Origin of the sequence: Rhodococcus sp. GXMU-t2271 (assembly GCF_041414735.1) — a bacterium.
Lineage (GTDB): Bacteria > Actinomycetota > Actinomycetes > Mycobacteriales > Mycobacteriaceae > Rhodococcus > Rhodococcus indonesiensis.
In genome coordinates this window covers 40,777-54,094 of sequence record NZ_JAUIZP010000065.1, presented here as the reverse complement: position 1 = coordinate 54,094, position 13,318 = coordinate 40,777, and the positions used below count along the sequence as shown (strand labels likewise).

Sequence of the window (13,318 nt, the reverse complement as noted above, 5' to 3'; positions counted from 1 at the left end):
CGTGACGACGCGCCGGGTCCACACGTTCTGCCGCATCTGCGAGCCGGGCTGCGGCCTCGTCGCCCACATCCGGAACGAGCAGGAGATCACACTGCAACCGGACAAGGATCATCCGATTCACAAGGGGTTCGCCTGCCACAAGGGTGTGCACTTCCTCCACGTCCACAACGACCCGAACCGCCTCGACCGTCCACTCAAACGCACGAATCCCCGGCACGAGGGGGTCGGCAACTTCACACCGATCGACTGGGACGATGCGGTCCGCGAGATCGCCGAAAAAATCATGGACATTCGCCGGCGGTACGGACGCAACGCGCTCGCCGTCTATCAAGGCAACCCGTCCGCGTTCAACGGCACCTACTATGCCAACGCGGCGTCCCTCGCCCGTGGATTCGACACCAGGATGCGTTTCAGCGCCGGAACCCAGGACACATCGGCAAAATATGCTGCAAGCGAGGCGATCTATGGGGCATCGATGGCGCATCCGATCCCAGATCTGCTACACACCGACTACTTCCTGTGTCTCGGCAGCAACCCTCTCGTCTCACGCATGACATTGCTGCACATCTCCGACCCGATGGCCAAGCTCCGGGCGGTCAAGAAGCGCGGAGGTACCGTGCTGTTCGTCAATCCGCGACGGATCGAGTCGTCGGGACCGGACACCGGTGATGTGCTGCTGATCAAACCCGACTCCGACTTCTACTTCCTCGCAGCAATCCTGCACGAGATCGTCTTCCGGATCGGATACGACCGCCCCGCTGTGGAGAAGCATGCCCGCAACATCGACGGGCTGCTCGATTTCGTGCGAGGGTATTCCGTCGAGCGAGTGACCGCAGCGACCGGCATCGAAGCCGACGTCATCCGGCAGGTCGCCGACGACTTCTGTGCCGCCCCCACCGCCAGCATCTACATGGCGACCGGGGTGAACCAGGGACGCCAGGGCGCACTGGCGTACTGGATGCTCAACATGATCAGCCTCTTCTCTGGCAATCTCGGCCGCCGAGGCGGCAACATCTACTCCCGCGGCATGACCGACGTCGTGCACAATTCGAAGCGCAAACGCGAAGATCCGTTCTTCCGGGACAGCTTGGGTGAGGTCCGCACGGTCGGTGGGGATCTACCCGCAGCACGTCTGCCGGAATACATCGCGAACAGGGACGATCCGATCAGGGCGTTGATCGTCATCTCCGGCAATCCGCTGTTGTCGGTAGGTGGAGCAGAGGGCATGCGTCGCGCGCTGGAAGACCTCGAATTGATCGTCACGATCGACCTGTACCGGACGGTCACCGGCGAGATGGCGGATTACGTTCTTCCCGCCACGGACTGGCTCGAACACGAGGACGTCAACTTCCTGAACACGATGGGCGTCGCCATGGAACCCTACGTGCAGTACACCCCCGCGGTGGTACCGCCGAGGAACGACCGGCGCGACGACTGGTGGATCCTGTCCCGAATCCAGCAGGAGATGGGCGTGAAGACGCTGCTCGACAGCCCCGATCCGAACCCTCTCGCCAACGCAGATGCCGCCATGCGCGACGCCGGCCTGAGCCTCGAGCGACTCAAAGAAATGCCCTGCCAGACCGCAGTATTGCCCGAAGCGGACCCGTCGCACATGTTCACCATCGCGGTGCAACACGACGACGGCCTGATCGACTGCTGTCCGGCGATTTTCCGGCGCGCATACCGCGCCGTCGAGGACATTCTGGAGGAGTTGTCGAACGAGAGCCCGGAGCAGCTCAAACTCATCACCCGTCGCACCCTGTACATGGTGAACAGTTGGCTGCACAACCTACCGATACTGAAACAAGGCGATCACCAGGACAATCCACTGTGGATGAACCCTGACGACGCGGATCGACGCGGACTGGTCGCCGGTGACGATGTCATCGTCCACAACCGCCACGGGGCGATCGACGCGACATTGGCATACGACGCAACGCTCAGGCCGGGGGTGGTCGCGATGACACACGGATGGGGCCAGAGCTCGGCGCGCGGCCTCGACGTGGCGCGTCGTTACCCCGGCGTGAACGTGAACATGCTGTCCCCCAGCGGAAAAGAAGGATACGACATCCTCAGCAATCAGTCGCACCTCACCGGCATCAATGTCGAAATCACACGGCGTGAACCACGGAGTCCCCGATAGACCAATCTAATGCCTATAGGCTAGTGTGTCTCCCGTCACTACACCATCCGGGCCGATCGCCCACCCCTCACAACGCGAGGTTTCGCATGACCGAACGTACAACCGCCGTTGCAGGCTCTCCTGCAGATGCGAACTCCGGGCGCTCTCGCGCGGACTCACGACGCGCAAGCCGCGCCGCCTTTGTCGGAACCCTTCTCGAGTACTACGACTTCAGCCTCTATGCCTCGGCGGCGTCGGTGGTATTCGCGAGTGTGTTCTTCTCCGGCTCGAGCCCACTTCTGGGAACGCTACAGGCCGTCGGCACATTCGCGGTCGGCTTCCTGGTCCGTCCGGTGGGCGGGGTGATCCTGGGCAGCCTCGGCGACCGCATCGGCCGAAAGCGCATACTCGTCTTCACCCTCGTCCTGATGGGTATCGCCACCCTGCTCGTCGGCTTGCTGCCGGGGTACGACCAGATCGGCTGGGCCGCACCGGCTCTTCTGGTCTTCCTCCGAATCCTGCAGGGCATCGGCGCCAGCGGTGAGTACGGAGGCGCGGCCCTGGTCGCCGTCGAATTCTCACCCGAGAAGAAGAAGGGCTTGATGGGATCGCTGCCCGGCATGGGGGCGGCACTCGGCGGCGTGCTCGGAACGCTGTCTCTGCTGACGGTGTCGTCCCTGATGTCCCAGGAGAGCTTCCTCGCGTGGGGCTGGCGCATCCCGTTCCTGTGCAGCGTCGTAATCCTCGCCTACGGCCTGTGGCTACGCCGCAGCCTGCCCGAAACACCTGCATTCCGGGAGATCGAGGAGAGCAATGCCGTCTCGAAGCGTCCGCTCTTCGACGTGATCCGCCAGCAACCGCGCGCCCTGCTGACCGTGCTCGTAATGACCATCGGCCAGACCGGTATCGGTTACTTCTACATCGTGTTCATGGGCACCTTCGGCACCAACCAGCTCGGTTTCGGCGGAACGGAAGTGCTCGTCGGCCTGATCGCCGCACAGCTCACGAATGCCCTTCTGATTCCGATGTTCGGGTCCCTGTCGGACCGGGTCGGGCGCGCACCTGTGATCATGTTCGGCTTCCTCTACAGCGCGGTATTCGCATGGGTCGGCATCTCGCTCCTGTCCGGCGTCGGAACACCCCCGTTGCTGTACTGGGTGGTCATGGCGGCCGGAAACGGTATCGGCGTCGCGGCCATCTTCGGCCCGATGGGCGCATACGTCATCGAGCTGTTCCATACGCAGCACGCCTACAGTGGCCTCGGCCTCGGCCGTGAGGCCGGCAATGCACTCGGCGCGGCATTCGTCCCGGTCATCGCGGTTGCCTTGGCCTTCGACGACACCACGGTGTACCTCAGCCTCCTGATCTGTGTCGTCTCCCTACTCGGGTTTGCGGCGACCGTCCTGTCCCGTACCCGATCGACGTCCCCGAGCGAGCAGAACGACAACACGGCGCCGGTGGCCGTGTAACACCCGCCGTGCGCGTTTCTGGCAGTGAGCGCTATCAGAAACGCGCACGGGTGCGGGGTCACGCAACGACAATGCGACCCATGCCGATCGAATCGGCATGGGTCGCATTGTCGTGGACCTCAGACGCCTACCGGACCGCCTCGCCAGACACCGATCTCCTCACCCGAGACGTCGGCGGCGGCGTCGCTCACCAGAAACGACACCGTCGAGGCGATCGATTCGGGTGGAATCGACGGCCAGTGTCTGGTCAGCGCCTCGACGCCGGCTTCGCCTCCCGACGCCACGATGTCGGTGGCGACGAACCCGGGCATCACAGAGTTGACCGTGATGCCGCGACGGGCGACTTCCACGGCCATCGTCTTGGTCATCGCAACCAAGCCGGCCTTCGCCGCGGAATAGGCGCTCATGCCGGGTGACGGGCGGCGTCCCCCCGACGGGCTGTTGACGAAAACCACACGGCCCCAACCTTCTTCGTACATGGCAGGCAAGGAAAAGTGCGTGCAGTAGAACGCCCCGTTGAGATTGACCGCAATGACTTCGTCGAACTCTTCGGGGCCCTGCTTGCGGGCCGCACCGGCCTTGTTCATGCCCGCATTGTTGATCAGCACGGTGGGGGCACCCAGTCGGGCGGTCGTGTCGGCAATGAGACGTTCCGCGTCGGTAGCCCTCGACACATCAGCCTGGATTGCCACGGCCTGTCCACCGTCCGCGACGATCTTCGCCACCACGTCCTCGGCGTCGCGCGCACTACGGGAATAGTTGACTGCGACGGCGAAGCCGTCGGCGGCGAGCCGCTGGGAGACGGCCGCGCCGATGCCGCGCCCCCCTCCGGTGACGACGGCAACCTTCTGCGAGCTCACTTCTGATTCACCGAACCTTTTCGTAGTTGTCGGGCACATGCGCGAAGGTGTCGCGCAGTTGGCGCTTGGCGATCTTCCCGCTGGGCATTCGGGGCAGCGGTTCGTCCAGGAAGACGACATAGCGCGGTACCTTGTAGTCGGCGAGGCGCTCGTTGCAGAAGCCGACGATCTCGGATTCCTTCATCTCCGTGGTCGTTCTGACCAGCGCTGCCGGGGTCTCCCCGAACTTGGCGTCGGGGACGCTGATCACAGCGACCTCTTCGACCTCCGGGATCTGGTTGATGACGGTTTCGATCTCGGCGGGGGAAATGTTCAGACCACCGGAGATGATCATGTCCTTGAGACGGTCGACGTACGTCAGGTAGCCGTTCTCGTCGAGCTTGCCGAGGTCTCCGGTCTGCAACCAGCCGTCGATCAGGGCCGCGCGCGTGGCCTCCTCGTTGCGCCAGTACCCGGGCATCATTCCCGGTCCCCGCAGCAGTATCTGGCCCACCTCGTCGGGGGGTAGGTCATTGCCCTCGGGGTCGACCACCCGGATCTTCGTGAAGATGCCGCCCCACCCGCACTTGTCGGGGTGCTCCGCGGCCTCGTCCCGCGGCATTGCGGTGGCCGATCCGCCGATCTCCGTCTGACCATAGATCTGCCGCAGGGACACCCCTCGAGCCTGCCACTTGCGCAGCAGGTCGACGGGCACGCGCGCTCCGCCGACGTGTGCGGTGATCATGTGGCTCAGATCCGTGTCGGCGAACCCGGGCACCTTCGCGATCTGCTCGAAGAGAATCGGGGGTCCGGTCAGGGTGTTGGCCTTGTCCTCGGAGAGGATGCGCAGCGCTGCCGACGGATCGAATCCTGGCTGCAGGAAAAGGGTTCCGCCGTGAATCACGACACGCGATATGCCCCAGACGATGCCGGCGGCGGTGAACAGCGGCAGGACCAGTACCGGGCGCAGACCGTTCGGCTGAATCGGTTCCATCAGCGACCACTCGTGCATCTCACCGGCAATCGTGGCGTGCGTGAAGATCACGCCCTTCGGCTTCCCGGTGGTGCCGCTGGTGAAGACGATGGCAGTGGGAGTGTCGAGATCGACGATCGGCGAGCGGTACTTCGCGTGTTCGCGGCCGCGTAGCGGGCGCACATCCTTCTCGAACACGGCGACCGAGAAGGTGTTGCGCGCCTGCTGGACCTCTTCCAGTCGCGGCAGCAGCGCCTCTTCGCAGTAGACCACGGCGGGTTCGCAGTCGTCGACGAGGGTGGTGAGCTCGCCGGAGAGCATGCGCTGGTTGAACCCCACTGCGATGGCGCCGACCTTCATGGCGCCGAGCGCGGCCACGGCCCATTCGAGGCTGTTGGCGCCCAGAAAGCCCACTCGATCACCCGGCGTGACGCCGCGGGAGGCGAGGTCGTTCGCGACGCCGTCCGCCCAGCTCGACAGCTCTGCGTAGGTGACGACATCGCCGTCGAAGTCGATCGCGGGCAGATCCGGCTTCGACCGGGACCAGTAGGTCAAAGCGTCTACAACGGTGCCGCTCATGTAGCCCTCCATGAATGTGTGTCGTCGACGCGGGCCCACCTCAGTGAGGCAGATCACACCCGCTCTTCAAATCTAAAGGTTGTTGTTTATCCGGGCAAGTACGAACGGGCGTCCGCACCGTGGGCGACCGCGAGCATCGCCTCGACCTCGACCAGTTTCTGCCGAGCCCGGCCTCGACGACGCCCTTCGGTACGTTCGTACCGGTCGATGCGCCGCCAGCCGTCGAAGCCGAACGCACCCGGGCAGCGCGCCTCGACGATCGACGCCAGATCGTCGCCGGTGCGGCTCGGTCGCGGCAGCAGCGCACGTTCGTGGTCGGCGACGATCGCCTCGACGGTCTCCGCGGCGCAGTATCTGTTGGTTCCGATCACCCCGGTCGGCCCCCGCTTGATCCAGCCTGCGACGTAGAGACCGGGTATCGGACGGTTGTCGGCCGGATCGACGACACGACCTGCGATGTTGGGTATCGTGCCGCGCGCCGCGTCGAACGGCAGACCCGGCACCGGACGGCCGCGGTATCCCACCGACCGCAGCACCAGCGAGGCTTCGAGATCCTCGCCGGGCCCCGCCACACCGTACGGCGCGATCCGCAATCCCTCGACGCGAGTGCCGCCGAGGACCTCGATCGGCGCGGCGTGGAAACGTAGGGTGACCGTCCGCCTGCCCGGTTGCGGACGCCGCTGCGCATACTCGGCGATCGTCCGCAGCTTGATCGAGGCACCCTCCGGCGCGTCGTATCCGTCCTGGACAGTCACGTCGACTTCCGGTAACAATCCCAGCGCGAGCAACTCCGGCGTCGTGAAGGCGCCGTGCTCGGGTCCGCGGCGCCCGAGCACCACCACTTCCTCGATCGCGCTGCGGCGCAGTACATCCAGGGCATGCTCCGCGATGTCGCCGGGCACGAGCCGTTCGGGATCGCGTGCCAGGATCCGCGCCACGTCCAACGCGACATTGCCGTTGCCGATCACCACAGCGCGGCGCCCCGACAGATCGAAGGTTCGGTCCGCGTAGTCCGGATGCCCGTTGTACCAGCCGACGAATTCCCTTGCGGCACTGCTACCCGGCAGGTCTTCGCCCGGGATACCGACCTTCCGGTCGTCGGAAGCACCGCCCGCATGGATCACCGCATGGTGGTGGTCGAGCAGTTCGTCGACGCCGAGGTCACGTCCGACCTCCACACCGAGGAATGCGCGGAAGCCGCTGCGGCCGGCGGTACGGGAAAATCCCCGTTCGACGGCCTTCGTCGTCTGATGATCCGGGGCCACACCGAAGCGGACGAGGCCGCCGACGACGGGGAGCCGCTCGAACATGGAGACCTCGACGTCGACGTCGCGCCGTTTCAGCAGTTCCTCGGCAGCGTAGAAGGCGGACGGACCGGAACCCACGATCGCCACTCGCAGCGGACCGGGCCGCTCGGCGACCACGACGGGCGCCCTCGGCACCTCCGTCGGGCCGGACACGGTCGGGTTACCCAGGAAGTATGCGGCATTGAGATCCTTGTAGATCTCGGTCTCGGGTGTGAGATCGCTGTCGGGCACGATCGCCTCCACCGGACACACGTCGGCGCACGCCCCGCAATCGATGCAGGTGTCCGGATCGATGTAGAGCATCTCGGTGCGCGCGTACTGCGCTTCGTCGGGCGTCGGGTGAATGCAGTTCACCGGACACACCGCGACACACGTCGCGTCGTTACAGCATGCTTGCGTGACTACGTACGTCATAGGTACTCCGGTTGATCGTGTGCTTCCGAACTCGGTTCCGGTGTGAGGAAGCGGTAGCCGTAGCGTTCTGCAAGTTCACGGGCGCGGGCCGTGAACCCCTCCACACCAGCGGAATAGGACCGTCTGAACGAGACGACTCCCCCCGTGTGCGCGGGGAACCCGATCCCGAGGACGGATCCGGTATCGGCGTCGGCCTCGGAGCCGATCACGCCCTCGTCGAGACAACGCATCGCTTCGAGCACCTCGACGAAGAGCAACCGGTCGCGCATGTCCTGGAGCGGGATGGTCCGGGGAATCCCGAACACGTCGCGAAGACCGGGCCACAGCCCGAGTCGCGTGCCGGCCGCGTCGTACTCGTAGAACCCACGACCCACCGACCGACCACCCCGACCGTGCTCGTCGATCATCCGGTCGCGGACACGGTCCGCGCCATTCGCCCGCCACACATCCCCGACAGCCTCGACAGCGACACGGTTCTCTCGCTGCACCGTGCGGTTGAGGGTCAGCGTGATCTCGTCGAGCAACTGCAGCGGCGGCACCGGGTATCCGGCTTCGAGCGCCGCACGCTCGACGAGCACCGGATCGATTCCTTCCCCGACCGCGACCATCGCCTCGTCGAGATACGGCTGCATCACCCGGCTGGTGAAGAACCCCCGGCTGTCGCGCACCACGATGGGCGTCTTCCCCAGCATCCGTGAGTACGTCAACGATGCTGCGAGCGTCGCCTCCGAGGTGCGCGCACCGACGACCGTCTCCACCAACGACATCCGGTCCACGGGTGAGAAGAAGTGCATCCCGACGAAGTTCTCCGGGCGGGCCAGCGTGGCGGCGAGGGTTGTGACCGGCAGGGTCGAGGTCGTCGACGCGAGGAGGGTACTCGGCTCGGTGACGGCCTCGATCGACTGCAGGACCTGTTGCTTGATGGCGACGTTCTCCGCCACGGCCTCGACCACCAACGACGCCGGCGCCAGGTCCGACACCCGTTCGGTAGGCGCGATGCGATCGAGCAACGCCGACGAGGCGGCCGCATCGGCCCTTCCGGCCTGCAGCGCGCGCATTTCGCGCCGGGCGGCGTAGGTCTTTCCTCGGTGCGCACCCTCGAGGCTCCGGGCAAGGAGCACGACGTCGGCTCCGGCCCGCGCGCACGTGTACGCGAGGGCCGAGCCCATCATCCCGGCCCCGACGACGCCGATCGTGATCCCGGCCGAATCGCCCGACTCCGCGCTCATGACGGTGGGTTCTCTACGCGGGTGACGTCGACGGGGAACCCGTTGAAGATCGGGGCGCCGGTCAGCGGCTCGACCACGGTGTCGTCGACGAGGGCGTTGACGTTCGCACCGGGGGCGGCGGCCGAGCGTCCGGTGCGCAGACCAGGGCCGTGGTGACCCCACCCGTGCGGCAGGCTCACCACCCCCTGGCGCATCGCGTCGGTGATGTGTAGTTCGGCGACGACAGCACTGGTCTTCGAGGCGATACGCACCGTGTCGCCGTCGACGAGGTTGCGTTCGGCAGCGTCGAACGGATTCATGTACAGCGCGCACTGGCCTGCGTCGGGTTGGGGCAGCGCGTTGTGCAGCCAGGAGTTCATGCCGCGACGCTGGCGCCGGTTGACGAGGACCAACTCCGGCACGGGCTGTGCCAGCGCATCACGCAGGCGCGGCAGGTCGGCAGCCAACGCAGCGGGCAAAAGGTTGATTCTGCCGTTCGGGGTGCGCAGCACCTCGGGGACCCGCGGCTGCAACGGCCCGTAATCGATGCCGTCGGGAGTGCGCTCGAGTAGTTCGAGGGTCAGTCCCCCCGGCACAGCGCCGAACCGATCGCCGTACGGGCCGCTGCGCAACCGCAGGTCCAGCAGCCGCTGCGGACCGGTGCGGCCCTCGGTTGCCCGGACGACGTCGTCGACTTCGCAGCCGGCGAGTTTGGCTGCGCGACGGATCGCGGTGGTCGCCACCTCGTCGTCGAGTTCGGTGATCGGCCGCTCCGGTTCGCCGCGGACGATCCCCGTCAGGCGCAGCAGGATCTGCCACTCGGGCATCTCCCCGGGGGCCGGCTCGAGCAGGGGGGCGGTGTACCGGGCCACATTGCGCACCTGGAAGTGCGTGAGCGCGAGGTCGTGGTGTCCCCGTGTCGTGAGCGGCGGAGGGGGCAGGATGACATCGGCGTAGCGGGTCGTTTCGTTCAGATACCCGTCGATGCAGACCATGAATTCGAGGTCGGCCAGAGCTGCCTCGACAGCGTTGCTGTTCGGAAACGACCGGGCCAGGTTCCCGGAGATGGTGACCAGAGCGCGCACCTGTCCGGGACCCGGGGTGAGGACTTCCTCGGCGAAACAGACCGCGGGGAGCTCTCCCATCGCCTCGGGCATGTTCCGGACCCGCGACCGCCACCGATCGAACACGAGCGGGGCCTTCGGGTTGGCGGGCCAGGTGGTCGGTCCGCCGGCGGGTGGCACCGGGAACATCGCGCCGCCCGGCCGATCGAGGTTTCCGGTCACGATGTTGAGGACTTCGACCATCCAGTTGGCGACCGAACCGAATTCCTGGGTACACGAACCCATCCGGGAATGTGCAACGGCCGCGTCGGAAGCGGCGAATTCCCTTGCCACCCGGCGGATCACGTCGGCATCGATACCGCAGATCGGCGCGACCGCATCCGGGGTGAACTGTTCCGTGAGCCGAAGGACCTCGTCCAGACCGTCGACGTACTCGGTCAGGCGACCGGGCGCAGTGAGCCTCTCGGTCGCGATCACCGAGACGAGTGCGAGCAGGAGAAATGCGTCGGTGCCGGGCCGGATGGCGAGGTGGAGGTCGGCGACCTCCGCCGTGCGGGTGCGCGCCGGGTCGACTACCACCAGGGTGCCACCGCGCTCTCGCAGCGCTTCCAGACGCTTGCCGATTCCCGGCGCGGTGACGGTACTGCCGTTCGACACCAGCGGATTCGACCCCAGGATCAGCAGGTACGACGTGCGGTCGATATCAGGGACCGCCATTCCGAGCCCGGTTCCGTAGAGCAGGGCGTTCGCGTAGTTCTTCGGAAGTGTGTCGATGCTCGCGGGCGAGTAGACGTTGCGGGTCCCGATCACCGAGATCAGTGGCAGCGTGTAGAACGACGGGTCCAGGTGGTGCGCGGCGGGATTACCCGAGTAGACAGCGCAGCTGTCGGGGTCCGCCGCGATGATCGGAGGCAGGCGCCGGCCGATCTCGGCAAATGCCTCGTCCCACGTTGCCTCACGGAAATCGTCCCCGTCGCGGATCAACGGGGTGCGCAGGACGTCGGGGTCGTTCTCCAGCTGCCCGAGGCCCAGTCCCTTCGCGCAACTGTGCCCCGCGGTGAACACGTCGTCGGGGTTCGGCCGCACCGACGTCACGGTGCGGCCGTCGAGTTCGAAGAGCAGGCCGCACGTCGCTTCGCACAGCGGGCAGATGCGTGCGCCTGTCGTTTTGGCGGAAGTGTCAGTGAGCACCGGCGGGGACCTCCACTTCGATGCTGACCGGCACCGCAGTCATCACCGGCATCGCGTTGATGTCCTGGACCCGGTCGTAGCCGGTCAGGTCGTTGACGTTGCTACCGACCCGGCGGGGGTCCGCGTCGGTGTCGGACGCCCCCCAGCAGTGGGTCATCGAGATCGTGCCCTGCCGGACGGTGGGATCGGTGTGTGCGACAGCCCGGATACGGCCGTGAGCCGAACGGATGCGCACGATGTCGCCGTGGTCGATGCCGAGTTGCTGTAGGTCGTGCGGATGCACGTGTGCGGGGTTGTAGCCGAAGCGCGCGAGTCCACTGACATCGCGGCCCAACGAATTCATCAACTCCCGCATGCGCCGCACCGTCAGTTGCATCGTAGGCCCGGATTGTCGCGGCGACTCGCTCAGTGCAGCAGCGATTTCTGCGTTCACGTCGTCCGGGCACAATGCGAGGCGATGTTCGGATGCGCCTTGCGCGGGCGGACCGACCACCTTTTCCTCCGGAGGTGCGAGCACACCGCGTCGCGCCGACATCACTGCGCCTATCGGGACGCGCCCTCGTTCGGCGAACATCGCGAGCAGTTCCTCCGAGGTGGGCGGCGCGTCCGGGTCGAGCACCCGTCCGGCGAACTTCACCTTGTGCCCGGACGCGGACGCAAGGCGGAAGAAGAACTCCCAGTCTTCGATCACTCCTGCGGGCGGCGCCACGACTCGTGGGGTGTACTGCGCGAAGGGCTGGGCGAAGAAGAACTCCATCAGCAAGGTGTGGTCGGGTCGCTCGTACACCATCGTCGGCGCGATCACATAGTCGGCAAGCCGGGCGGTCTCGGACATGCGCGTGTCGACGCACACCAACAGCTCCAGCTCACTCAGTGCACGTTCGGCCTTCTCCCGATCCGGCAGGGCCCGCGCCGGGTTTCCGCCCGAGACCACCAGGGCCCGCACCCGGTCGGCTCCGGGCTCGAGGATCTCGTCGGCAAGAATGCCCGACGGCAGCTCGCCGTTCATCGTGCCGATCCCGCCGATGCGACTGCGGAAGCCGGATTCCCAGGTCCGGTGGGGCGGACGAACCTCCGCCTTCAACGGGATCGTCCGCGCGAGAACGTTGCGGTCGGGTGTCATCTCCCCTTCGCGCAGGTACCGGCCGCAGACGACGTTCAGGCATGCGACGAGATGCTCGGCGACGTTGGAGTGCGGGCCCATGCACACCCCGGTGCCCGTGGTCGCCATGCCCCGCCGCCCCTCCGCGAACATCCGGGCCGCGCGGATCACGTCGGCCGCCGGCACGCCCGTCACCGCTTCGGTGTGCGCGGGTGTCGCCGGCGCGACCGCCGCGCGGAGTTCGTCGAGGCCCTCGACGAAACGGTCGCAGAAAATGCGGTCGTGACGAGCCTCGGACAGGATCACGTGCAGCAGCCCTGCGAACAGTACGGCATCGGTGCCGGGGCGCAGCTGCAGGTGCAGGTCCGCACGAATCGCTGTTTCGGTGCGCCGAGGATCGACGACGATGAGCTTCAGTCCGCGCTCGCGCGCCCTGCGGATCGTGACGGACGGGTTCTGGGTGATCGCGCCGTCCCCGTCCCCGCCGTTGAGCGACACCATCGGGTTCGTGCCGGCCAGCAGCCACACGTCCGCGGTGTCGAAGCGCTGGCGCCCGCCGAGATACTCCCCCATCCGCGCCTGCACGATCCACTTGGCGGACTGATCGATCGTCATGGTCGAGAACAGTTTCCGCGATCCGGTGGTGCGGAACCACGCCCGCGCCATCGGACCGGTCAGCGCTGCGAAATTCTGCTGGGTTCCCATGAACAGTGCCAGTGCGTCCGGACCGTGCTCCCCCGTGACCGCTTCGAGACGCTCGGCGATCTCCGCGATCGCGACCTCCACCGGGACGGGCTCGAAGGTGCCGCCGGGGGTGCGGCGCATCGAGGTGGTGAGCCGATCCGGCCCTTGGTGGAGGTCACCACCGCGACGCCCTTTCGGGCACGAGTAGCCGCCTGACAACGGGTGCAGGCCGTCGCCGACGATGCTGAGGATCCGATCGCCGTCGATTTCTACTCGCACCCCACACGAGGCGGGGCACAGGCGGCAATAGGACAACTTCACCGGCACTGTCTGCTCTCCGTCCACTGATCGGCAGAGGCAATGGGC

Annotated in this window: 8 protein-coding genes; 2 read left to right on the top strand and 6 right to left on the bottom strand. The window is 66.4% G+C overall.

Annotation, left to right across the window (positions count from 1 at the left end; translation table 11 throughout):
* The first annotated feature begins 1 nt into the window (after position 1).
* Positions 2 to 2,143 (top strand): molybdopterin-dependent oxidoreductase, encoded by a 2,142-nt coding sequence (locus tag QYS60_RS23185; protein ID WP_371384373.1) that lies wholly within the window; start codon positions 2 to 4, stop codon positions 2,141 to 2,143.
* Positions 2,144 to 2,229: 86 nt separating this feature from the next.
* Positions 2,230 to 3,591 carry an MFS transporter gene (locus QYS60_RS23180; RefSeq protein WP_371384372.1) on the top strand — a complete coding sequence of 454 codons (1,362 nt, stop codon included), beginning with the start codon at positions 2,230 to 2,232 and terminating at the stop codon, positions 3,589 to 3,591.
* A 119-nt stretch (positions 3,592 to 3,710) separates the two neighbouring features.
* Here the strand turns inward: QYS60_RS23180 and QYS60_RS23175 are convergent, their stop codons facing one another.
* From QYS60_RS23175 to QYS60_RS23150, 6 genes are all read right to left on the bottom strand, one after another.
* Positions 3,711 to 4,451, bottom strand: a complete 741-nt coding sequence (locus QYS60_RS23175; protein WP_371384371.1) for an SDR family oxidoreductase — start codon at positions 4,449 to 4,451, stop codon at positions 3,711 to 3,713.
* Positions 4,452 to 4,458: 7 nt separating this feature from the next.
* A complete protein-coding gene (locus QYS60_RS23170) occupies positions 4,459 to 5,982 on the bottom strand; it encodes a class I adenylate-forming enzyme family protein (protein ID WP_371384370.1) in 1,524 nt (507 codons plus the stop codon).
* 86 nt (positions 5,983 to 6,068) lie between these two features.
* On the bottom strand, positions 6,069 to 7,703 hold the full coding sequence (locus QYS60_RS23165; protein ID WP_371384369.1) for a 4Fe-4S binding protein: 1,635 nt from the start codon (positions 7,701 to 7,703) through the stop codon (positions 6,069 to 6,071).
* The gene (locus QYS60_RS23160; RefSeq protein ID WP_371384368.1) at positions 7,700 to 8,932 is read right to left on the bottom strand and encodes a 3-hydroxyacyl-CoA dehydrogenase family protein; all 1,233 of its coding nucleotides are present in this window, start codon (positions 8,930 to 8,932) and stop codon (positions 7,700 to 7,702) included. Before QYS60_RS23160 ends, QYS60_RS23165 begins: the two co-directional genes overlap by 4 nt.
* The gene (locus QYS60_RS23155) at positions 8,929 to 11,166 is read right to left on the bottom strand and encodes a molybdopterin-dependent oxidoreductase (RefSeq protein WP_371384367.1); all 2,238 of its coding nucleotides are present in this window, start codon (positions 11,164 to 11,166) and stop codon (positions 8,929 to 8,931) included. Before QYS60_RS23155 ends, QYS60_RS23160 begins: the two co-directional genes overlap by 4 nt.
* Positions 11,156 to 13,273: a molybdopterin-dependent oxidoreductase gene (locus QYS60_RS23150; RefSeq protein ID WP_371384396.1), complete on the bottom strand. Its 2,118-nt coding sequence runs from the start codon at positions 13,271 to 13,273 to the stop codon at positions 11,156 to 11,158. The genes QYS60_RS23155 and QYS60_RS23150 overlap by 11 nt, the downstream gene beginning before the upstream one ends.
* Positions 13,274 to 13,318 lie beyond the last annotated feature (45 nt).